Source organism: Christiangramia flava JLT2011, from assembly GCF_001951155.1.
GTDB classification, from domain to species: Bacteria; Bacteroidota; Bacteroidia; order Flavobacteriales; family Flavobacteriaceae; genus Christiangramia; species Christiangramia flava.
Genome location: NZ_CP016359.1, coordinates 3,422,647 through 3,446,225 on the forward strand (window position 1 = coordinate 3,422,647; position 23,579 = coordinate 3,446,225).

At 34.5% G+C, this 23,579-nt stretch carries 20 protein-coding genes and 1 pseudogene; 10 read left to right on the forward strand and 11 right to left on the reverse strand.

The genetic code is table 11. The annotated features are described in order from the left end of the window. Positions 1–9: 9 nt before the first annotated feature. From GRFL_RS15240 to GRFL_RS15275, 8 genes are all read right to left on the reverse strand, one after another. Positions 10–2,424, reverse strand: coding sequence for a TraG family conjugative transposon ATPase (locus GRFL_RS15240; protein ID WP_083645413.1), 2,415 nt, complete (start codon positions 2,422–2,424; stop codon positions 10–12). After that, complete coding sequence (locus GRFL_RS15245; RefSeq protein WP_083645414.1) at positions 2,411–2,695, reverse strand: hypothetical protein; 285 nt, start codon at positions 2,693–2,695, stop codon at positions 2,411–2,413. Before GRFL_RS15245 ends, GRFL_RS15240 begins: the two co-directional genes overlap by 14 nt. An 18-nt stretch (positions 2,696–2,713) precedes the next feature. Further along, complete coding sequence (locus tag GRFL_RS15250; RefSeq protein WP_083646190.1) at positions 2,714–3,001, reverse strand: hypothetical protein; 288 nt, start codon at positions 2,999–3,001, stop codon at positions 2,714–2,716. Positions 3,002–3,247: 246 nt separating this feature from the next. Then, entirely contained in the window at positions 3,248–3,910 is a 663-nt protein-coding gene (locus GRFL_RS15255; RefSeq protein WP_083645415.1) for an ATPase, read from the reverse strand. Continuing rightward, positions 3,894–4,646 carry a hypothetical protein gene (locus GRFL_RS15260; RefSeq protein WP_083645416.1) on the reverse strand — a complete coding sequence of 251 codons (753 nt, stop codon included), beginning with the start codon at positions 4,644–4,646 and terminating at the stop codon, positions 3,894–3,896. Before GRFL_RS15260 ends, GRFL_RS15255 begins: the two co-directional genes overlap by 17 nt. A gap of 3 nt (positions 4,647–4,649) precedes the next feature. Continuing rightward, complete coding sequence (locus GRFL_RS15265; protein ID WP_083645417.1) at positions 4,650–4,931, reverse strand: helix-turn-helix domain-containing protein; 282 nt, start codon at positions 4,929–4,931, stop codon at positions 4,650–4,652. Positions 4,932–5,214: 283 nt separating this feature from the next. Then, the gene (locus GRFL_RS15270) at positions 5,215–6,069 is read right to left on the reverse strand and encodes an RteC domain-containing protein (RefSeq protein ID WP_341475753.1); all 855 of its coding nucleotides are present in this window, start codon (positions 6,067–6,069) and stop codon (positions 5,215–5,217) included. Between the two features lie 72 nt (positions 6,070–6,141). Next, positions 6,142–8,544, reverse strand: coding sequence for a bifunctional aminotransferase class I/II-fold pyridoxal phosphate-dependent enzyme/GNAT family N-acetyltransferase (locus GRFL_RS15275; RefSeq protein ID WP_083645419.1), 2,403 nt, complete (start codon positions 8,542–8,544; stop codon positions 6,142–6,144). A 225-nt stretch (positions 8,545–8,769) separates the two neighbouring features. Between GRFL_RS15275 and GRFL_RS15280 the strand changes: the two genes are divergently transcribed. From GRFL_RS15280 to GRFL_RS15295, 4 genes are all read left to right on the forward strand, one after another. Continuing rightward, on the forward strand, positions 8,770–9,138 hold the full coding sequence (locus GRFL_RS15280; protein WP_086047668.1) for a DUF7793 family protein: 369 nt from the start codon (positions 8,770–8,772) through the stop codon (positions 9,136–9,138). 64 nt (positions 9,139–9,202) lie between these two features. After that, the gene (locus tag GRFL_RS15285) at positions 9,203–10,081 is read left to right on the forward strand and encodes a helix-turn-helix domain-containing protein (protein WP_236995813.1); all 879 of its coding nucleotides are present in this window, start codon (positions 9,203–9,205) and stop codon (positions 10,079–10,081) included. A 169-nt stretch (positions 10,082–10,250) separates the two neighbouring features. Continuing rightward, the gene (locus GRFL_RS15290; protein ID WP_083645422.1) at positions 10,251–11,807 is read left to right on the forward strand and encodes a type I restriction-modification system subunit M; all 1,557 of its coding nucleotides are present in this window, start codon (positions 10,251–10,253) and stop codon (positions 11,805–11,807) included. 46 nt (positions 11,808–11,853) lie between these two features. Beyond that, a complete protein-coding gene (locus GRFL_RS15295) occupies positions 11,854–13,014 on the forward strand; it encodes a restriction endonuclease subunit S (RefSeq protein WP_218919542.1) in 1,161 nt (386 codons plus the stop codon). On the opposite strand, the gene GRFL_RS15300 is transcribed toward GRFL_RS15295, so the two are convergent. After that, positions 13,007–14,101 carry a restriction endonuclease subunit S gene (locus GRFL_RS15300; RefSeq protein ID WP_083645423.1) on the reverse strand — a complete coding sequence of 365 codons (1,095 nt, stop codon included), beginning with the start codon at positions 14,099–14,101 and terminating at the stop codon, positions 13,007–13,009. The genes GRFL_RS15295 and GRFL_RS15300 overlap by 8 nt on opposite strands. Before the next feature lie 80 nt (positions 14,102–14,181). Between GRFL_RS15300 and GRFL_RS15305 the strand changes: the two genes are divergently transcribed. Further along, positions 14,182–15,108 (forward strand): tyrosine-type recombinase/integrase, encoded by a 927-nt coding sequence (locus tag GRFL_RS15305; protein ID WP_083645424.1) that lies wholly within the window; start codon positions 14,182–14,184, stop codon positions 15,106–15,108. A 73-nt stretch (positions 15,109–15,181) separates the two neighbouring features. Then, positions 15,182–18,022: a type I restriction endonuclease subunit R gene (locus GRFL_RS15310; protein WP_083645425.1), complete on the forward strand. Its 2,841-nt coding sequence runs from the start codon at positions 15,182–15,184 to the stop codon at positions 18,020–18,022. Between the two features lie 171 nt (positions 18,023–18,193). Here GRFL_RS15310 and GRFL_RS15315 read toward each other — a convergent pair whose 3' ends face one another. Together GRFL_RS15315 and GRFL_RS15320 are read right to left on the reverse strand one after the other, a co-directional pair. Then, positions 18,194–18,886, reverse strand: a complete 693-nt coding sequence (locus GRFL_RS15315; RefSeq protein ID WP_236995814.1) for a nucleotidyl transferase AbiEii/AbiGii toxin family protein — start codon at positions 18,884–18,886, stop codon at positions 18,194–18,196. Next, entirely contained in the window at positions 18,880–19,398 is a 519-nt protein-coding gene (locus GRFL_RS15320) for a hypothetical protein (RefSeq protein ID WP_083645426.1), read from the reverse strand. The genes GRFL_RS15315 and GRFL_RS15320 overlap by 7 nt, the downstream gene beginning before the upstream one ends. Positions 19,399–19,572: 174 nt before the next feature. Between GRFL_RS15320 and GRFL_RS15325 the strand changes: the two are divergent. The 4 genes and pseudogenes from GRFL_RS15325 to GRFL_RS15340 all read left to right on the forward strand — a co-directional run. Next, positions 19,573–19,854 (forward strand): annotated as a pseudogene (locus GRFL_RS15325) (tyrosine-type recombinase/integrase); the annotation flags it as partial. Positions 19,855–20,026: 172 nt separating this feature from the next. Beyond that, complete coding sequence (locus tag GRFL_RS15330) at positions 20,027–21,286, forward strand: methyltransferase (protein ID WP_083645428.1); 1,260 nt, start codon at positions 20,027–20,029, stop codon at positions 21,284–21,286. A gap of 46 nt (positions 21,287–21,332) precedes the next feature. Continuing rightward, positions 21,333–22,295, forward strand: coding sequence for a hypothetical protein (locus GRFL_RS15335; RefSeq protein WP_139839256.1), 963 nt, complete (start codon positions 21,333–21,335; stop codon positions 22,293–22,295). Next, positions 22,292–23,572 carry a BREX system ATP-binding domain-containing protein gene (locus GRFL_RS15340; RefSeq protein ID WP_236995815.1) on the forward strand — a complete coding sequence of 427 codons (1,281 nt, stop codon included), beginning with the start codon at positions 22,292–22,294 and terminating at the stop codon, positions 23,570–23,572. The genes GRFL_RS15335 and GRFL_RS15340 overlap by 4 nt, the downstream gene beginning before the upstream one ends. Positions 23,573–23,579: the final 7 nt, after the last annotated feature.

Sequence of the window (23,579 nt, forward strand, 5' to 3'; positions counted from 1 at the left end):
TTCTACTTTTCATTTTTTTGGATTTTTAAGGTGAATAAATGTTTTGATAGCTTCCTCCATATTGCCGAGTTGATCATATAGCGCCATGATCTGGGTATTTTCCTCCCCATCGGTGAGATATGCTGCATACACTTCAGGAGGTACTTCTAGACGGAAAATGTTACTTTGCCGGCCTATTTTTATGAACATCTCAGTATACTTGCGAGGTCCCGTAAGATTATTCTTAATAGATTTTAACTGCTTATGATCATGACTGGAAAGATGCAGTCGATCTACGAGTGCCTGATAACCTTTCTCGTTGTTCAGGCTATAGATCACCTGAGTATTCTCTAAGATACTGGCTGATGTAGCATTATCGGGAAGTTGATTTATAGACTGTAAGATAATTCCAATGGCGCCATTCTGTTTTCGGATCGCCTGGTAATAGAATTCAACACTTTCCAGTACATTTTCAAACTTTAATTGCTTGGCAAATTCATCAAATAATATAATTCCTTTTTCTTGACGGTTTTTCCAAATGCTACGCTGAATAGCAGACTTAATCAGCTTTAGCATTACCGAAAGAATCTCTTTGTTATCCTTTACTTCGTCAAGTTCAAAAATAATCAGTTGCTTATCTTCAATCCTGTAAGTCTGATCACCGCTGGCGGCAAACAAAAAGCTATATAGACCATCGCCGACATACTCCGATAGCACGTGCAGAAAATTGAGGACATTGAAGTAGTCGGGATGGATTTTAAGTTTTTTAAGCAGATTTGTCTGGTTTTGCTCAATGAAGGTGTAGAAACTATCTAAAGAATGATTCTCTTTGACGCTGATGTAGTAATATCGTAGGATCTTTTTTATGGATACAGACTGCGCTTTGGTAACTTTTAAATTGGATGCCAGAAGTTCAAAAAGAAACATAGATAGATCCTCCAGGTGTTCCGGCCCCACATCCCGGGGACTGGAGATATAAAAAGGATTGATCCCTAAATTCTTACCATGCTCATAGTGTAGTATGGTATACTTGTCGGGATAGAGCCTGGCGAATTTCGTATAGGAGCCTCCAAGATCAATGATGACCAGGCGAACGCCACTTTCAAAATACTGCCGAAGGATGTTGTTAGCCAAAAAGGATTTACCTTCACCGGTAGGGGCGAAGATGGTAAAGTTCCTTGCTTTGATCCGCCTCTTACGTTCATCCCAGACATCTTTCAGGATCGGCAGATTGTGCTCCCGATCATTGAATATAACCCCGGTGCTGTCAGATTTATAATTGGTATTATTAATAAAGAGGCATAATGCGTGTTTTAGATCAGTGACGTAGAGATCTTCATTGGAGAAATTCGAGGAAAAACAGCAATAACTGTTTAGTATATAATTTTTCCGTTCTTCTCCCCGTGGATAATAAGGAAGGATATCCAACTCTTTAAGTTCGGCTTTTATTTTCGATCCAATTCTTTCCAGATCCTTCGCCTGGTCTGACCAGTATATGATATTGAAATGACCGCGTATGATCCTGGAATTGTCATCGGAATTGATTTGAGTAAGGATTTCCTGGATTTTAGCCAGAACCACCTTATTCTGAGAACCAAAACCGGAACTCCTGCTTAGCTCTTCTACCTTTTTATCCAGTAGCTTCCGCCATTTGTGTTTATCATCCAGGTAAAGGATCTGATTGAGGATATGGTTTTCTTTTAAGGTAAGCCCCAAGCCATCCACAAACCCCTGGTGAAATATAAAATCGTCAGAGGTGAATTTTTCATTGGTATTGCTCGTCTTCACACTTTCACCGAAACATAGTTCACTGTTGATGGCAAGGACATCAAAATAATGTCTGCCCGCATGAAGATGCTGTTTATTCAAAAGGACATCCGTGTCATAGCCTGAATTAAACCCATTGAAATAATTATGGGTCAAATCTGAAATGTCCTTTGGATCTAAGGGTTGTAAGGAAAGTTTTCTGCTATTATTTAAAAATGAAACGGAATCGTTTACCGCGGTCATAAATTCCTGAACTCTTTCATCCAGTTTATTTATAATACTTCTTGAGACCTTTCGAAAAGGGTTTATATATTTGGCATTGTTTAAGGCTTTGTTTTTAGTTAAAACAAAATATAACAGGCATCGGTGTTCCATATATTCCCTACCTTCGAAATGCTGCCGGGTTGCTTTTTCCAGAAATGTATTATTGGGTAACTGCTCTGCAGTAAATTCTTTTTTAAAATAAATGTCCTGTTTGTGAATTACCGTTGCAACAGGCAGTGATTTGATTGCCTGAAACCATGTAGCATGAATATCTTCAAAATCCTTTTCAGATAGTGAGTATATCTCAGGAAGGCTTACTTCGTAACCTCCTAGTACATTGCCATTATTTGCAAAGATGATGTTGTCCCTGCAACCCGCTATGGGCCAGTGAGAAGAGAGGTTAATCTTTTTCATAATTGATGTCTGAATTTTTTTTATTACTGAGGATCACCGGGAAAACCCTGATCATTTGAAAAACCTCCAGGAACCTGTTGATCCTAAGGAGCGTGATATATAAGCTCACATTGAAAACAGAAGCGACTAAAATGACTCCCAGGCTGAAAGAGAATATGACAACCAGTAGCGAGGCAATAATAGATACCATGAACAGCGCAAAAAGTGGTAGGGTCAGGCCAAAAATTACAGCTTGCTTTCTGATGTTTTTATAGGGTTCGTATTTTTTCATGACCTTTTTCCTTTGAAATTATATGACCATGGTGATTAAATAGGTGAAGATGCCAACCACCACTCCTGAAATAAGGACAAACAATAAGACACGAGTGACACCTTTCTTTAGATCAGAATTCTCACCAAAGAAATGCCCTACGTTAAATAAGAAGCCAACTAAAAAGATGACGCCTAAAACGATTGGAAAAATGTTTCTGATGGTGTCTGAAATCTCATTTACCGAATTTTCAATACCTCCTATCTGGGCAAAGAGAGAGGTGGAGGATAGCGAGAAAAGAGTAATTAGGATTATAGATTTTTTCATAACGAATGGATTTAAATTTTTATTCATTTCCGTTATGAGAAAACTACATCTTTTTCATTTTAAAATACTGAAAATCAGTATTTTGTGAATAAAATATTATTTAGTTCTGTTTGTTCTTTATTAGTTTTAAATGGTGTCTAATTATATGATTTTCAGCTTCCTACCTGTTGATAAGTGAAAATGAGGAGAAGGCTAGATCATTAAAAAACGTCAGATTGGTGAGTTAAAGAGGTAAAACTTATCATTTTATTTCCGTTTATCCTTCGCAGTTTCGTCAAAGGCAATAAGATTAAAAAGTTCCCGCATTCGGCTACGAACTCTGTTACCGTATCTACTTTCCAGTTCTTCGGCATTTAAATTCGTAGTGGCATGAGTTTTTATTCTATGTTTGGTATCCAGGTAAAGTTCATACCTTGACAAAAGTACCTCTCCCATAACATTCAGATCTTTGCCATAAAACCTCCCTGGAGGTTCCACCCCCAGGTCATCAAAACAGAAGAATTTTGTGTTGCCGTAATCTTCAATGGTCTTATAGCCGAGATGATTGAAACTAAAGGAGACATTCCGGCTGGGTATCATCTCGTAAGGCCGTTGTTGAGGAACGACATGCCGTAAGAGCTTCATTAGCGATGTTTTCCCGCATCCAACCGGTCCGGATAATAGAATCCCTTTATTGATATCAAGCCCATATTTTTTGCAATTAATCTCATCCCGGGTGAAATAAGAACAGAGTTTTAGAAGGATTACTTTATCTTCCTTATAGATTTTGAATCGCTTTCCAAATAGAAGCTTGCCCTTACAGTTGAGATAGATCAGGATCTTGGAAAAATCATACTGAACGTAACTTCCATCATAATTACCTAGGGAATATTCTATGCCTCCTTCTACTATTTTACAAGGGTTGTCCATAGTTTTTCTTTTTAGTGGTTCGAAGGTTGTCCTGGATTTGGGACCCATCATTCTTTTTTACTTGCTTTTTTATATTCATTAGCTCAATGTTATCCATCCAGTAAATTGCCAGTGCACGCCAGTCCCTGACGGCCATTCCATCGCTTGTTTCCCAATTGCGATCCTGATAATATTCAAAGAACTCCCTGGCATGATCCGAATTGAAACTTTTATTTTTAAAAAAATTCAATACATCCTCCTGATTGTTTGGATGTTTTTTATGTTTTAATTGTTTGTTATTGTTTATAGTAGATACCAATGCTTGTCCACTCATGGGACGCTTAAGGTTCTGTACTTGTCCATTATTGGGATGGTGCTGTCTCAAAACCGGTCTCCTTGTGGGACAGTAGTGTTCTGCGAGATGTTCTAATTTGGGATCGTAATCTTGGTCATCTTGTCCCTTATCCGTATCGATAACGATCATCTTAATTTTACTTCCTTTAAATGGATTGTTAGATGGAAAATATCCTAGATATCCCCAATTGTCCAGATCTGTAACGCATCTGTGATAAGTTGATTTTGAACCTATTTTGGCTACTCGCATCAAATCCCTACGATTCACAAAGAATTCATCAGCGAAACGACTGCTATTCCATTCATGAAATAGTGCCATATATAGGCTGATATGGGTAGGATTTAATCGTTCATCGAAATAGAATTTCTCAAAAGCTGCATTTAACTGTCGGATGTAATTCATTGCTTAAAGATCAAAATGAAAAACTCGATTTTCTTCCATCAGCTTTTGAATCTCGTGGACATCATAATAAATTATCCCTCCAATCTTAGAAAAGGGTAGAGTTCCGTTTACCCGTAGATTTTGAAGAGTACCCGGACTGATCTGCAACAGATCCATTACTTCTGCAGATTTTAGGTAGCGTTTAAGAGTGCCAGAAGATTGTTGGTTGAGCATCTTTTTAAATTCTTCAAGCAATTCCATTTTGAATTCCCGAAGATCATCGGTGGTGATAATGTTTGTTGGCATAATAGAACGTTTTAAAAGAATGGAGCCACCAATTGGTTATACTTTTTAAAATTGATAGCCCCTAACAGAGTTTGACTTTCGTTCTACTAAATTGAAGTTAATTGCACGTTTTCTTTCACCATGCCTTTCGTAGTTACGATAAATTTTAACATTTTAATTCAGAATGATTTTATTTGGTAGCTTTTATAGCTATATGGAAGGGAAGAAACAACCGACCCTTTTTCCAAGAGACTTATTATCTGAGTGAATTTTGTTTTTCGTACCTCTTCGTAACTACGAAAATCTATTTTTCATCATCCTGGTTCATTTTAGTTTCCAGACGAATAATTAAGTTTTGTAGGTATTTTGCCCGGGGACCTTTACGAGCCTTTATTTCTGAGTAGGTTTTATAGATATTATCCAGTTTGATATTGAAGAAATCTTCAAATGAAGCGGTAACAGTGCTTATATCCACTACGCCATGATTTAGGTCTCCATTCGCACACAATGCATATATAAGCTCTACCAAAGAGGTTTTAGACCCCGACCATAGCATTACCTTGTGCTTTTTATCCAGCATAGCTTCCTGAGAACCGGGTTTTAAGGTCTCCATTGCTTCACGTATGTAGTGGATAAGACGATACATCGCCTGGATTTTAGACCAAAGCATATCATGTGAACTGGAAAATTCAGGATACTGATAATAATTGATCATCGGAATAAAGGGATAATTTTTACGATGATGCCTGGTAAAGAGTTGATGATCCAGGTATTCATGACCCTGTTCCATATACTGAACGAAATCATTATTCTTATAGAAAAACTTATTGATCTTCTGAAGTTCTTTCTCGAAGAAGTTATACTGAAAATTCTTTCCAGCTTTAGGTTTACGGATCTCGCATGATCTGACTTCAGAGAAATAGATCAGATAGCTCATGGGGCACGGTTTTATTTTTTTGAAGAATTCAATCTCTTCAGGTGTATTTTCAAAATCCTCCTTTTCTACAATTTCTTTTAATTTCGAAAGGGTACAATTAGATATATCTATACCCTTATCCGCCTTTTTCAAAGGCTGAGGGATAGAGACCACGCTGGAATTTAGTTCATTATGAAATTCTCGGATTATTTCGTCAAACATCTTGTTAGTACCTTGGACCATTAAAAAGTAATGGGGTAATGGAATTTTCAAATCGGATGTATGATTAATTAGTGATTAAAATGAATGTTTTCACTACTCATTTCTCATCATATCTAACTGCTCTAATAAATAATTATCATCGGATTGAATAAAGGCATGTTTGCCAATGATCTTCGCTCCAAATTTTCTTTTCTCAAATGAGGCACTGAACCCTAAATCGATCCTTTTCATGTTTAAATCCCTGGCTCTTTTTATGGTTTGATACAACAACTGACGGTAGACCTGAAATTCGCGAGCATAGTCATAGTCCATACCAACCAGGCTTGGAACATATATTCCCCGATCGTTCTTATAACAGAACATTATACCAACTACCTTATTGAGATCCTTTAGTTTTAATTCAATAAATTCCCAGCTGGTATGAGAAACCATATTTTTAAATAGTGATTCGGGATAAGTAAATGTGTTAAGGCCCAGATTATTAGCTTTTACATTTTTATATAATTGATAGTAATGTTGAATTTGTTCGGGAGTGGGAGCAGTGTGAATAGAAATTTCAAACTTATCTTCAAAAGGCAAAACCTCTTTTCGAAAATGCTTTCTGGATCTTGAACTGAGACGTTCTTCAAATTCCTTTTCATTATTCCAGCTTAGATCATCTATTATACATGAATCGGGCATTTCAATAGGTATGAAACCTTCCTGATGAAAAAGATCACTCAACCATGGCTCCTTTTTAAAATCTCTTAGGACAGTCATTTTAGAATCAAGTCTTGCACTTAAGATCTCGATCTCTAATAATAATTTTTTAATGGCCTGGGTAGCTAAAGGATGATCTTCATCCAAATACCAATGAACGCCTTCAGTAAATAAACTCCCCATGGATAATACGCGAGAAGTTAGTTCGTAAGGATTAGATTTTCTTTTTTCTTCTATCGTTTTTGAGACGGAACTAGGGGATAGCATATCATTCTTCCATAAGGCACATGTCATAAAAGTTGCGAGGATAGGATTGCCCTGCTGATCTGTTATAATAAAATAATGAAAGCTCCAGCGATGCTCTTTACTTTCGTGGTTGCGGAATGAGTTTTCCAGAAATTCAAGTCCTTTCCAATTAAGGATAGTGTGATGTCCCATTAATTGATTCCAGGAGCTTTCTTCAATCTCCTGAATAGTCTCAGTATAGGTTAGCGATAGCTCTTCTGTGGATTTGGCCTTTTCATTGCGGCTGTTTATTTCAATATTGAAGGCTTTACCGATACGTCCCAAAGAATTGTCTGTTTCTTCAAGTGCTTTCGGGAAATGATATTCCATGGCTTCCACCAGGCCTTTGATATCTTCTAATTCATTATGGCGGGATACAGTGATCCTTACACCAGTGTTTTTAACAGGTACAGCAGGGAACAATCCCAGGTTCACAAAGAAACCTTCATTCATGAGCTTTTTTACAAAAGCATACCCGGTGGCTGGTAAACCAGTACCGATATAAAAGACCGGGGAGTCATTATTTTCTATTAAGGGCAGGCTGGTTTTTTGTAGTAGGAAATTAAAATAATTTATTCGTTCATGTAACGTATCTTGAAGATCGTATATTTCTTGAGATAGATGAATGTTTGCCGAAGCTATAGCTGCTGCTACCGCACTGGGTTCCAGTTGAGCGGAAAAGGTGAGAGGCCCCCCAAAATTTTTTATTTTTCGATATAGCTTCTTATCCGGACAGACTAACACAGCTCCCGAGGCACCAAAAGTTTTGCTTAAGGTTCCAAACAATAATATATTCTCTGGTAGTTCTTCAAGCATACTCATTATATAACCACTACCGTTAGGTCCTTTCCAGCTCATTCCATGTACATCATCGAAATATAAATGTAATTGAGGATATTTTTGAGAAAGAGAGATTAGATCAGTGACAGGTGCATAGTCTCCATACATCGAATATACCCCATCAGCCATATACCATATTCTTCTAACTTTACCTGATAATTTTTTTATACGGTCTTCCAGCATTTCAAGAGAATTATGACGGATCAAGTTTACTGGAATTCCCCTGATCTTTAATAACTGGGCCGCGTTCTGAACACTCCAATGCACCTGGTGATCCAGGATAACGGCATCATTATCTTCCACCGCAGTAGGAATGACAGCTATATGACCTAAGGTGCTATTTTTGGTAATGAGAATTAGATTATTATAAATTTTCTCCAATTTTTTTTCGAGCCGGGCATATAATGGATGGGAGATATAGGTTTTGGAAAGAGGAAACTGAGTTCCATATTTCGTTATGGCTTCAATGGCCGCCTTCTTAAGACGTTCATCTTGTTCCAAACCTAAATAACCGGTGGTCCCAAAATGACAGGAGTTGATCCCGTTAACTATGATCTTCCGACCATTTAGTTCTGAATCTTCTGCATGCAAATGAAGAACCCCTGCTTTAGTCGCATTGGTAATGACTTCATCCACCGTATCCAGAAAATTATTATGCTTGATCTTTGCCATAAATTTGTCTTTAAAATTTCTATTCAAGCTATGACAATTATCTATTATAAATCTAACCGTTATTGCTAAAAGTCTTTTCAGAACAGTTTTATGGCTTTTCGTTCAAATGGCTATAAATGCTATGGAAATAACTTTATCGAATGATATTTAGCACCTATTGAACTGTTCTGATAGGTTGGTATAATTTTATTTGTATATATTAGTGATATCCAAAACTTTACGGGAATGGTTGTGGATGGTACCTATGCAAAAATGTGGATCTCAGATGGGATCCTGTACTTTGTCTATAAAGAAATTTATGAGATCAATAGGAGTATGGCCAAAGAGATAGTCAGTCAACGTTTACAGCTGCAGAATGAAGATTCCTATCCCATCTTTTGCGATCTACGGGCAGTTACCAATGCTGAAAAGGAGGCAAGGGATTACCTTGCAATAGAAGGAGCTTATATGACAAAAGCACTTGCCTTACTTGTTGAGGATGAGCATGCCTTGGCAATCAGCCAGCTATTCATAAGAACAGCCAGTCCCGATTATCCTACCCGTGTGTTTACAGATAAGAGGATGGCACTGTTATTCTTAGAAGATTATAAGTAGAATCATTAATTCAACAATTATGGAAGAGTCGAATATCAACGACGAGAAAATGAGATTAAATTCGTTGTATCAGCAAATTATTGAAATTGCCTGTGGGAATTTTATGTTTCGTCAGGAATCATCAGGTCGGAGAGATCCTATCGATACCTTGGGAGTTCTATTGAATATGATGTCTGAAGAAATATATAATTTCTGTTTTGAAGCACATAAAGAAGCTGAACAACCGGAAATACTTTTTACTATATTCCTGGATGACAAGTTCAATGTAACATCCTATACCAACCTAACCCCTAACATTTTGAAATGGGAACAGGAAAAATATGATAAGCCGGTTTCTAAGATCCTTTCGAAGAATTCAATAACGGTTATAATGGATGAACTCAATTCCGATAAAGGAGGATTATATCAGCGATTTATTCCTGTCGATTTTATAACTGAAGATCTTACACTATATAGATGCCCTTGCATTATTCAGAGGATGTCTGGGATAGACGCTACCGGTTCGTATGCTATTACTGCTTTTCGCTTTGTGAAAGAGAACGATTCTGAGAAAAAATTAATCACGTCATATCCAGAATCAAAATCAGAAAAGAAGGAAAGTGCTGCCACTAAAATGCTACTCAGGAAGGTACGCCTCTATGTACTTAGGAATCTTCATACCGATCTACCTTCGCTCAAAGAATTAGGTTTAATTCATCGAACCAACAAAACCAAATTGAAAGAAGGTTTCAAAAAAATGTATGGTACTACCATTCATCGCTTTCATATGGAAAAAAGGCTCGAAAAGGGAGCCCTTTTGATTAGAACTACAGAAATGCCGGTTTCTATCATTGCTCAAAAATGCGGTTTTAAGGATCATTCTCATTTTTCTAAGAATTTCCGTAAACAATTTGGGCAGACACCTTCGCAATATAGAAGAGAAAATCACCGCTCATTTTCATAATAGAATTTCGGATTTTATTTATTTCCCAACAAAAAATATGATATTGGTATTAAGCACAAAATTGTAAGCTATTGGTAGCGCAAAGCTATCTGTAAATATCTAATCAATGTTTTTTAAAGATATTGCTATATTTGGTCAGGATCCTACCGTTACACTTTAAATCAATTAAATGTCTGAAGATCAAAAAAAACTTCTCGAAACACAGCTGTGGAATATTGCTAATGAATTAAGAGGGAAGATGGATGCCGATGAATTTAGAGATTATATTCTAGGTTTTATTTTTTATAAGTACCTGTCAGAGAAACAGCATATATACGCGAATAAATTGCTGGAAACCGAGCGTATAAAGGAATATACACTTATCACGAGTGAGGAGGATTTGGATTTTATTAAGGAAGAATCTGTTCTCAAATTAGGTTATTTTCTACGTCCAGAGGAATTATTCACTGCAATAGCCACCAAAGGGAATGCTGATAAAGAAGTTCAGGATAACTTTATTCTCGAAGATCTTCAAAGTATTCTCAACAATATAGAACAGAGTACGATGGGAACTGAAAGTGAAGAAGATTTTAATAAGCTATTCGAAGATCTAGATCTTAGTAGCACTAAATTAGGTCGTTCTGTTGAGGCAAGGAATAATCTAATTGCAAAAGTGCTGGGGCATCTGGATGAAATCGATTTTAATCTTGAAGATGCAGATAGTGATATTCTTGGTAATGCCTATGAATATTTAATCGGGCAATTCGCCAGTGGAGCGGGTAAAAAGGCTGGTGAATTTTACACTCCGCAGCAGGTTTCGAAAATACTTGCGAAGCTTGTTACTAGTGATAAAAAAAGATTGAAAAGTGTATATGATCCTACATGCGGATCAGGGTCATTATTATTACGGGTAGCGAAGGAAGTTAAGGTAGATGATTTCTATGGACAGGAACTTAATCGGACTACTTATAATTTAGCCCGAATGAATATGATTCTTCATGATGTTCATTATCGTCATTTCGATTTACAGCAAGAAGATACATTGAGAGATCCACAACACTTAAACGAACGATTTGAAGCCATTGTAGCTAATCCTCCCTTTTCTGCAAAATGGCCCGGAAAGAAAAATCCTTTATTTGAAAATGATGAACGTTTTAGCCAGTATGGCAAGTTAGCGCCAAGTAGTAAGGCTGACTTTGCATTCGTGCAGCATATGATCTATCAACTTTCGGAAAATGGAACTATAGCCTGTGTTCTACCTCATGGTGTACTTTTCAGAGGATCTGCTGAAGGAACAATTAGGAAATATCTGATTGAAAAACTGAATTACCTTGATGCAGTTATCGGTTTGCCAGCTAATATATTTTACGGAACCAGTATTCCTACTTGTATTTTGGTTATTAGTAAGTGTCGAGTTAATGATGATAACATTTTATTTATCGATGCATCCGAGAGCTATGAAAAAGATGGGAATAAAAATAAACTTACTGAAACCCATATAGAGAAAATAGTCGATACTTATCGAAAACGCCAAACTATAGATAAATTTAGCTATGTAGCTCCTCTGGAAGAAATACAAGAAAATGATTTCAATTTAAATATTCCTCGTTATGTTGACACATTTGAGGAAGAAGAACCTGTAGATATTAATGCTGTAATGAAGGAAATAAAAAGTCTGGAAGCTCAGAGAACAGAATTGGATAAGGAGATTGAGGGGTATTTTCAGGAACTAGGTATAAATTTTTAGTAGTAAAAATCCTTAATCTAAAAAAACCAGAATTTTAATGTCTACTATGAAGGAAGAAGGTAAAAAAAACAATAATGTTCCAAATTTGAGATTTCCTGAGTTTAAGGAGGAATGGGTGAGAACACGTTTGGGTGATATAGCTGTATTTAAAAAAGGTAAAGGAATCTCAAAAAATGATATTTCTATAGAGGGTAAAACAGATTGTATTCGGTATGGTGAACTTTATACATATTATGATGAGGTAATTGAAGATGTTATTTCGACTACTAATTTGAATCCAGATAATTTAATACTTAGCGAGGAAAATGATATAATCATTCCTTCCTCCGGTGAGTCTTCTATTGAAATTGCAAAAGCTTCTTGTGTCCAAAAATCGGGTGTCGCGCTAGGAGGAGACCTAAATATTATAAAAACAAATAGTTATGGAAATTTTTTGGCGTATTACTTAAATAATAAAAAAAAGAATAATATAGGTAGAATTGCACAAGGTTCTTCTGTTGTTCATTTATATGCAAAACAGCTCTCCAAATTAAATATTGCTTTGCCTACAATAAATGAACAATATAAGATAGGCTCATTTTTGAATTTAATTGAGAAAAGGATAAAAGCCCAAATCAAAATAATTGAAAATTTAGAATCCTTAATGAAAGGTCTAGGAAAAAAGATTTTTAGCCAAAAGCTACGCTTTCATAATGTTGATGGGAATAGATGCAATGATTGGAAAAAAGTAAAACTGGAGGATGTTTTGGAAATCGGTAGCGGCAGGGATTATAAACATTTAAAGGAAGGTAATATCCCTGTATTTGGTACAGGAGGTTTTATGACTTCAGTTGAGGGATTTTTATATGAGGGAGAAAGTGTAGGTATTGGACGAAAAGGTACTATTGACAAACCTGTTTTCTTGAAAGGTAAATTCTGGACTGTTGACACTCTGTTTTATACCCATTCATTTAAACAAGTATTTCCTAAATTCATTTATTATCTTTTCCTTCAAATAAATTGGAAAAAATACAATGAAGCTACGGGTGTACCAAGTTTATCAAAGAGTACAATTGAAAAGATAAAAATAAAAACTCCATGTTTGGCCGAACAAACTAAAATTTTAAAATTTCTTTCTTCTTTCGATGAAAAAATTAAATCAGAAAAATACTTATTACAACAGTACAAGAAACAAAAGCAATACTTGCTTCAAAACATGTTTATATAAATAGGTGCTGTAGAAAATATTTTTTTTGTAAAATATATTGTTCCAAGATTTTATTTTCGAGTTCAATTTTTCTGTCAAGAGAAGATAATAAAGAGGCGGTTTTTTGCTGTTCTTCCTTACTAGGAACAGGAACTTTCAATGATTTAATTATTTGAGCAGATAAGTTTCCTTGACCTCCTTGCAGGTAGGTTTTTAGAATCCGATTCTTATTCGTTCGTAGATAGTAAAGTAAGAAACCATTATCTATATTTGTCTTAATGCAAAGAATGGCTTGGTTTATAGCTCCTTTAAACTTGGAAATTCCCACTTCTCCACTAGTAGCTCCATATAAGGCAAAAATTAAATCTCCAGGTTCCACCATTTTTGCTGAAGAATTTTTCAATCCTTCATTAGAAATAAATTGTTCCGTTTTCTCGGCATTAATTTCTCCAGATTTTATGAAGGGAATATTCCCTTCATAGTAATTTTTCTTCGATGTTAGAGGAGTTCCTCCCGAGAAAAATTTTCCCATTTCTCCCAGTTTAAAAAATTTCCAGTCGTTTTTAAATTCAGGAAATTTCATTTTTTGTTTATATAACTTCTTGCTTAATGAATTTTTTAATACGGTTAAGTCCTTAATTATTTTGTTTTGGGTTTCAATACGTTTCTCTATAGCTGTGAGAAAAGAAGAGATTTTTTGTTGTTCTATAAATTTTGGAATTCTTTTTTTTAATGAGTGGACATCATTCCTATTTAATGTGGGAACAGTTGAGCCTGCGTTGTATCGCTCCAAGTGAAGGTTCAAATAGAAAAAGTAAATAAATTTAGGATAATTATTTTTGAAGTCTGTTACCCAGAGAGATGTATTATGTGGCCAATAATCCCTTTCCACGTATGTGACCTTTCCAATAGTACCCGAACGTCCGGTTACGATTCCAGGTGCTTTTACTTTTGATTTTTTATGGTGCCTTAAAATACCATTTGAATAAACCACGGGATATTTTCCCTTCTCTACTTTTTTTGTTGGTAAATCGAAACCCCTTTGTAAAGGAGCTATATCGATAACTTTTTTCTCCTGCCAGTCATCCTCATACTCTGGAAATCTCAAATTTGGAACTTTCTCGAATTATTTTCCCAAAGGTTAAATAGTCATGTTTTAGATTTGAAGTTTTAACATAAAATCAAGAAATGACCAATCAAAAAACATTTTTAGAAATCAGTAAATGCTGGCAGCAAGAGAAAAAGCAACTTGTAAAAAAGTCTACTATCTCTGCTTATTTACTCTTAACAGAAAATCATCTTATACCGGTTTTTGGAGAAAATCGGCAGATTACGGAAGCTGAGGTACAGGAATTTGTATTTCAAAAATTAAAAGAAGGACTTAGCCAAAAATCTATTAAAGACATTCTAATCGTTCTAAAAATGATACTCAAATTCGGTTCAAAGAAGGGGTATTTGAACTATGAACCTTTCGATATACAATTTCCTACTGTAAGGGATAATCAGCAGCTTGAAGTACTAAGTCGGGCAGATCAAAAAAAAATTATGAATCATATAAAGGATCATTTTACCTTTCGAAACTTGGGAGTATATTTATGTTTAAGCACTGGTTTACGAATTGGTGAGGTTTGCGCTTTGCGGTGGGAAGATATAGACGTAATTAATGGAATGGTAAGCATTAATAAAACAATTCAACGTATCTATTCTATTGAAAATGGTGTTCGTAAAACCGAATTAATTATTGATAGTCCTAAGACTAAGAATTCAATTCGAGAAATTCCTTTAAGTAGTGATTTATTAAGAATTCTAAAACCGATGAAGAAAGTAGTCAATAGTTCATTTTTTGTACTAACTAATGAGTCTAAACCCACTGAGCCTAGAACATACAGAAACTATTATAAGAACTTAATGAAGGATTTGGGAATCCCGCATTTAAAATTTCATGGTTTAAGACATAGTTTCGCAACCAGATGTATAGAAAGTAATTGCGATTATAAGACTGTGAGTGTACTTTTAGGACATTCTAACATAAGCACTACCTTGAATTTGTATGTTCATCCCAATACAGAACAGAAGAAAAAAGCAATTAATCAAATGTTCCGATCATTAAAATGATTGATATGTTTTTCAAAATCTATTTCTAAAATTAATTATACCTTACCACTATCAAATTTGAATACATCTAATAATGACTACTGAACCAGAACAGGTTCTAGAAGGTAACCTTATTTCTCAATTGATTGGATTGGGATATAAATCTATTCAGTTAAAAACAGAAGAAGACCTTTTAGAGAACCTGAAACTCCAGTTAGAAAAACATAATAATACCAGGCTTTCTCTGCTGGAATTTCAACAGGTATTGAATAAAATAAGTAAAGGGAATATCTTTGAAAGAGCGAAGATACTTCGTGACAAGGTAGATTTTACTAAGGATAACGGTGAGACCGGTTACCTAGAACTCATAAACCAGGTTCAGTGGTGCAAGAATGAATATCAGGTTACCAACCAGATTAAAATGGAGGGTAAATATAAAAACCGTTATGATGTCACCATCCTCATAAATGGACTTCCACTTTGTCAGATTGAGTTAAAAAGACGGGGTTTGGAAATGAAAGAAGCTTTTAACCAAACTAACCGTTACCAAAGACATAGTTTTCAAGCAGGGAAGGGATTGTTCCAGTACATTCAGCTTTTTGTAATAAGCAATGGAGTGAATTCAAAATATTATGCAAATAACCCTATAAAGGCGAGAAACTTTAAACAAACTTTCTTTTGGGCAGATAAGGAAAACAAAAAGATCACACAGCTAAGCGACTTCGCTGATGTTTTCCTGGAGCCATGTCATCTCTCTAAGATGATCACAAAATATATAGTGTTGAATGAAAGCCAAAAGATACTAATGGCTCTAAGGCCTTATCAATATTATGCTGTTGAGGCTATTGTTGAAAGAGTGAAGACCAGTAGGAAAAATGGTTATATATGGCATACTACCGGATCCGGGAAAACCCTAACCTCCTTTAAAACCAGCCAGATCTTAACAAATCTCCCAGAGGTTAAGAAAGTAGTTTTTGTAGTAGATCGAAAAGATTTGGATTACCAGACCATCAAAGAATTCAATCATTTTAGTAGCGGCAGTATTGACGGCACTAATGATACTAAATCTTTGGTTAGTCAATTCAATGATGATACGAAAATCATAGTTACAACTATTCAGAAACTGAATACTTCCATTCATAAACAGTATTACAGAAAAAAGATGGAAAGGTTCAAAAATGAACGAATGGTATTCATTTTTGACGAATGTCATCGTAGTCAGTTTGGAGATACGCATAATAGAATAAAAAACTATTTTGAAGATGTACAAATGTTCGGTTTTACCGGAACACCAATTTTTGCTGATAATGCAAATAGAAATGAACTGGGAAAGCGTACAACGAAAGATTTATTTGAAAAATGCCTGCATAAATATGTTATTACCGATGCTATTCGGGATGGAAATGTTTTAAAATTCTCAATTGAATATATAAGCACTTTCAGAAAGAAAAATGAAGTGGTAGATATTGATGTAGAGTCTATAGATAAGGCCGAGGTAATGGAGGCACCTAAGAGGTTGGAGGGTATTGTAGATTATATCATAAATAATCATTCTCGCAAAACGCATGGGAAGCGATTCACCTCAATATTTTGCGTTGCCAATGTGGATACCTTAATTAAATATTATAAGCTCTTTAACCAGAAAAAGCTAAATGGAGAACATGACCTGAAAATTGGAACTATTTTTTCTTACCAGACTAATGAGGAAGATTCTGAAGCGACTGGAATGATAGAAACAGATCCGAGGGCACTACCAATAGCTGCTGAGGAAAATTCCGAATATGATAGTAAACATAGCAGGGAATATTTGGATGATTTCATACAGGATTATAACGAAATGTTTCAGCGAAACTATTCGACAAGTGACTTTTATTCGTATTATAAAGATATTGGGAAACAGGTAAAAAACAAACAACTGGATGTTTTGCTTGTAGTGAATATGTTCCTTACCGGATTTGATAGTAAGACACTTAATACTATTTACGTAGATAAGAATTTACGTTTTCACGGTTTAATTCAGGCCTATTCAAGAACAAATAGGATCCTTAACGAACTCAAATCGCAGGGTAACGTCGTATCTTTCCGGAATCTAAAAAAAGCAACTGATGAAGCCATCACATTATTTTCTAATAAGGATGCTATAGAAGATATTATTCTGCAACCTTATGAGAATTACATCACTAAATTTGATGAGTCCGTTAGGAAATTATTAGAGATTGCTCCCACGGTTCAAGGTGTGAATGAACTACCTTCAGAAAACGAGGAATTAGAATTTGTTACAGCTTTCCGTGAATTGCTCCGTATCAAAAATGTACTAACCACCTTTACTGAATTTGATTTTAGTGACCTCGATATTGATGAACAAACATTTGAGGATTATAAGAGTAAATATTTAGATATAAGAGATAAGGTTCGAAACCATAAAAGCAACGAGAAAGTTTCGATACTTGATGATATAGATTTCGAAGTGGAGCTTATTCACAGGGATGAGGTCAATGTAGTTTATATACTCACATTGTTGGCAGATCTAAAGGATTCCGGTCCTGCTGATCACGCTAAAAAGAAAAAACAGATTTCAGATTTGATGGCTTCTGAAACCCAATTGAGAAGTAAAAAGGAATTGATCGAAAGGTTTATTGCCGAAAACTTACCCCTTATAAGAGATCGTGAGAATATTCCTGAAGAGTTTGAATCTTTCTGGACCACTGAAAAACAAAAGGCATTAGAAGGCATCAGCAAGGAAGAGAACTTAGACCAGGCAAAATTAAACAGGGTCATAGCCAATTATCTTTTTACTGAAAAGAAACCCTTAAGAGATGAAGTAATTGATACAATGAATAAAAAACCCGGTCTTAGAGAACGAAAGACTTCTTCAGAAAGAATTATAGATAAGATCAAAGGTTTTATTGAAACCTTTGTTAATGGGATGGGTTAGACCTTTTATACTTTATATTTTTTTGAAGGGAGGGAGCATTCTTAGTTTTAAAACCCGAGTTGAGCTTACCTTACCTGATATTTAATATACTTTTCAATATCGCTGTGAATATTAGGTAATGCTCGTAATTGAGTTTTATTTATAAGCATGGTGAATTCCATGTAATTTCCATTAGCCTTCAATTATATTCCGCATACGTTGTTGTATGATTTCCATGCGCTCATCTGCCTCGCTGTAATACAAGCTACCATGAATGGCAGCAGAAATTTTACGATTGCTTTGTAAGAACTTTATTTTTTCCATTAAATATTCCTTTACCTCATTGTTGGCCTTTAGGATTTGCCTGTCTATATCACTGGTATAATTGAATAAATAGGTTATATCTTCCAGGTCGTGGCTGGCATAAATATCTTTTATGCCACGGTCGAGAAAAGCTTCCATTTTCGTTGCTAAAAAATAGGGAAGAGGGAGCACTTTTATAGTTACATCATCCAGGGTTATAGAAATAGCTTTTTCAAAGCCCTTGGCGAACCATGGGTTGGATGGCGCCCATCCAATATTTTTTGTGGACATTACATCTACTTTTACGTCTTCATATCTGAACCTACAATTCACTGTGTCTTCAGCATTTTGAGTAAAGCCCTTGCTTATTAATGTTTCCCTAAGTTGTTCGAGTTTGGCAAAGGTGGCTAGTTGAAAAGTGAGGTCAATATCTTTGGTAGGCCTGATATCTTCGGCGGCAGGGTCATCTATATAGAGGCTTACCATCGCGCCGCCTACGTAAACTACTTCTTTATTCAAATCTCCTAAAGCTTCAGCTATTTTTACTGTGGCGGCTCTATTAATTAATGTATTCTTCAACATATACGCTGCTCTAAGAATTCTAATGCTATATTTTTTTCGCGTGCTCTACCTGCACGTACAGCATCCATTAAAGCCAGTATTTCATATAGGTTGGAATCTAAAACAATGGCTTGATTTACGCTTGGATACAGGGGTATTATACTTTGGCCTCTTGCTCTTCCTTTAGCATAAGGCCACACAAATTTTTCATCACTCATTATTTCGGCAGCCAGTGGGGGGGCACTATGAGCAGTTGGAGTACCTCTTACAATAGCACCTGGATGTTGAGGGAAAACTACTGCGAGACCATACTTTATAAAATCAAAAAATAATTTGCGATTAACCTCTTTTCCTTTTTTGAAAAGGAGACCAGCATAAACAGATCTTGAAATAGAGCTGCTAATTTCTGATTGACTCATATATAAAGTCTGGGCTAATTCCATTTGAGTATAATCAGAGCCATCCTTGACAATTAATTTTGCCAGCACCAGCAAATCCTGAGGTTTTAGTTGATTTAAAGAAGGTTTGTTCACAATTATTGTATATCTCGATATGCAATAATATGCATTATATGCTTATAAAACAATATACAATAAAAAAATATCGCGTATCGCGATACGCGATATTTTGTAATACTGATATAAAATAACGAATTTCGTAAAATACCAGTCATTTGTCTTAGCATATGGGAGTAATTCGAGATATGCATAAATAAACCCCTTGCCACTCACCTCGCCAGGCATACTTTTGCAACTACTATTATATTGACCAATGGAGTTCCGATTGAATCTGTAAGTAAGATGCTGGGGCACCAAGATTTAAGAACCACCCAACATTATGCTAAGATTGTGAATAGAAAAATTAGTGATGATATGAAGGCTTTAAAATCATACTTATTAAAAAAGAAGAGAATAAATATAAAATTAATAAAAAGAAAATGTGATAATTCAAAAAACTTATTTTTAAAGATATCTTTCAGATGTAGTTAGTTGCTTGATTGAGGCCATATTTTCAATAGAGTTTCCAGATTAATCTTTACTTCTAAAATTTTCACGTAATTTGCTCTCAAATTACGCTTTAAACTTTAAAAGGATTAACTGAAATTCATTATAATTAGTAATCTATATATTTTCAAATAATATCGCATATAAAAAATAAATCATGAGTTTAGTTAATTTACATCGGGATATTGGAACTGCGAAAGATAACCGGAATAGCCCTATTCATGATTGGTATAGATTCACAGCCGGTTTTTCATATAAATTGGTTCAAAAAATTATCGAAGCCGAAAAACTAGGTTCAAAGGATTGCATATATGAAAGCTTTGCAGGTTGTGGCACTACTTTGGTTTCAGCTCAAAAAAATGGAATTAAAGCGGTTGGTAATGAAGGTCAGGAATTACTCTATAATGTTATCAAAGGAAAACTGGATTGGTCTGTTGATATTAGTAAAATTACTCGATTTTTAACCCAATTAGAAAGAGATTTAGATAATGGAACCTACAAGGATAACTATCATGAATTGCTTAAGACATTATATTCCGAAAGCGATCTATATCAACTCTATTTTATTCGAGATTATATTAGTAAAAATGTAAGTGATGAGAGATTAACCTATTTTTTAAACTTGGCCCTTACTCAATCATTGCACAAAGTAAGTATACATCCGATCGCTATTCCGTATATTTCCAGAAGTAAGACCTTAAATAATTCTTTATCTGCTCTTGATACTTTCAAGAATACTGTAATTAAAATGAAAGAGGATCTAGAATTTGTAAAAGAAAAGGAACTAACAACGGAAATATTTCTGCACGATTCCAGAAGAAAAAATGAAAATATTAATGATGGGTCATGTTCCATTTGTATAACCTCACCTCCATACTTAAACAATTTGGATTATGGAGAAGTTTCCAAGGTTTGCTCTCATTTTTTTGGATTCACGAATGACTGGAATGAGATTACAGAAAAAGTAAGAAAAAACCTTGTTACTGGTGCGACCACTCATTATAAGGAGTCTGAATTTGAAATTGAGAAATGGAAACGTGAAGATTTTTATTTGAACAATAGAATAGTAATGGATAATATTCTAAAGGATATATTTAAAATCGAGACTATTAGTAAGACTCGCAAAGGCAAAAAAAGCTTTCACATTCTTGCATTATATTATTTTCAAGATATGTACCAAGTTTTTTTAGAGATGCGGAGAGTTTTAAGGAAGGGTAGTAAGGCCTATTTAGTTTTGGGAGATTCGGCTCCCTATGGAGTTTTTATAGATACCACTAAAGTTTTAGGTGAGATTGCAAAAAATTGTGGATTTAATAAGTTTGAAATTATAAAGATAAGAGAAAGGGGAACAAAATGGCAATCTCTTACCCATCGACATAATTTAAAATTATCAGAAAACATTTTATTGCTTGAATAGTACAATTGAGGACATATCAAGTTTACCTGTTATAAAACTTCCCATTTTGGATGACATTTTAGTATCCAAAACGTATAATAAAGGATGGTCGTATTCAAACGTTTATTATCTACAACCGATAAAAGACATTTATCTAATAATTAAAAATTACCCTCATACAAAGTTAGATAATAGAAAAATTAGAGATGCTTATTTAAAAACGATACCAGATCTTAGCAATAAATGGTCAAAAAGAAAAAATCTTGAATATGTAAATGCATTAAGAAATTTTGGATTAATTGATCAGGAAAATAAAATAATTAAAGAAGTTTTTGAGGATTCTGAAATTGGAGAAGAATTGTCACAAAATGATTTGTTAGATTTTCGAGATATATTCTTTAGTTACTTCAGATTTAAAGAAATATCCAGTTGGTATCTATTTCCTTGTCAGGAAAATCATAATCGATTTGAATCTATTACTCTTAAAGAGCTTGTCCAGGATTCTATTCCATTGTTTGCCACTAAAGACGACAAATTTTTTAACAAAATTTTATTTAAATTAGAAAATATTCGTAATGTCTATGTTGTTGATGAGGATTTAACACATCTGATGAGATTCTTTGAGGTTTTTCTAAAATGGGGAACTACATTAGGTATAATGGATAAATTCAATCTAAACTCAATAAATTTGAAAACTCAAAATAATAAGGATATCACAATCTCTTATTTTATAAAGCCATTTAATTATTTTGACCTAAGAGCCTTTATAGAAAGAAAGAAATTCTGGAGTCGTCAAATTTTAATACCTGAATTGGTTTTTGAGATTGCCAAAGAATTTCGATATTCTGTTTTTGAAATAAAAAATTTCATAGTTCAACAAATTCTGGAAAACGATGAGTTGACTTATGAGAGAACTTCTGCAGTCTTTATTGTAAAAGGAAAAAATAGCGCGGAAAAAGTAAAGGCAGCAACTTATTTATATCCAATTATTAATGATAGCTATGTTTCACATCTTATAATAAGGAAATGACAATAGACATAAACGAAATTTTAAAAAATAGGGAAGACCAAAGCGACAAGGATAGATATGAAAAATTAAATTTGAAATCTAACCCTTTTCCTAAATCAGGTACAGCAAATATTAACGAATCATCTGAGCAGACCAAGGCCCTTACCCCAATAGATGATATTGTTCATCGCCAAATAGTAGATTATATTGCAGATTCCCTATATGCTTCTAATGAAGAAGACCAAAAATTAATTGGAACAATTACAGGAGATTATGGCACAGGAAAAACTCAGTTACTATTATATGCAAAGTCTATTATTCAAAGTAAAAGTAAAAAAGCGTTTGCTATTTATATTAACAATCCAGGAACCACACTTTCTCAGCTAATAGGTTCTATAATTGAAAACATTGGTCAAGAGCAGTTTAAAAAATACTTATGGACCCAAGTTATAGATGAAATTAAAAACACTAATAATAACTATAAAGTCCAGTTGTCGAAATTTTTAGCCAATCCACAAGGAAAAATGTTTGGTGATGAAAATGATCCATTTTCTGTAGAAAATGAAGCGAATCACAAAGCATTTTTAGATGCGTTTCTGAATCAAATTAATAACAAGAAATCACGTTCGGAATTAAACGAAACTCTCAAAACAATTATCCTTCAGATTTTAGAAAAAAGAAACAATGATGCTGTTATAGCAGATTATTTCTATAACCTTATTGCGGAAGATTTTGGGGTAAGTAAAACATGGGAAACTATAACCTCAGGAACTGGCAAGTATCTTAATAATAAGGTAGTCAAATTATTGAATGCAATTATTGATATTGTTCGGGATCAAGGCTTCGATAGGTTTTATCTTTTAGTCGACGAATTTGAAGATATTACATCTGGTAGACTCACAAAAAAAGAAAGTGATTCCTATGCTTACAATTTGAGAGCATTAATTGATAAAGAGAGAAGATGGTGCTTATTAATTGCTTTAACCAGAACAGCATTAGAAGATATTAGAAAAATTTCTCCTCCATTAGCCGATAGATTAACTGATAGAGAAATAAATATTCAAAGACTTTCCGCTGACCAGTTCAGAAAACTGGTAATCAATTATCTGAACTTAAGTCGTGATTCAAGCGAAACATATGAACCTTTTACTGAGGAGGCTTTAGATTTAGTAAATAAATCTTCAGGAGAATTACCCCGATTGGCCTTAAGAAAACTACATTTTATTTTAGAGCGAGCTGCTGATGAAAAAGATATCAAATTAATTGATGTTGACTTTGCAAAAAGTCATTTACAATAAATAGGCA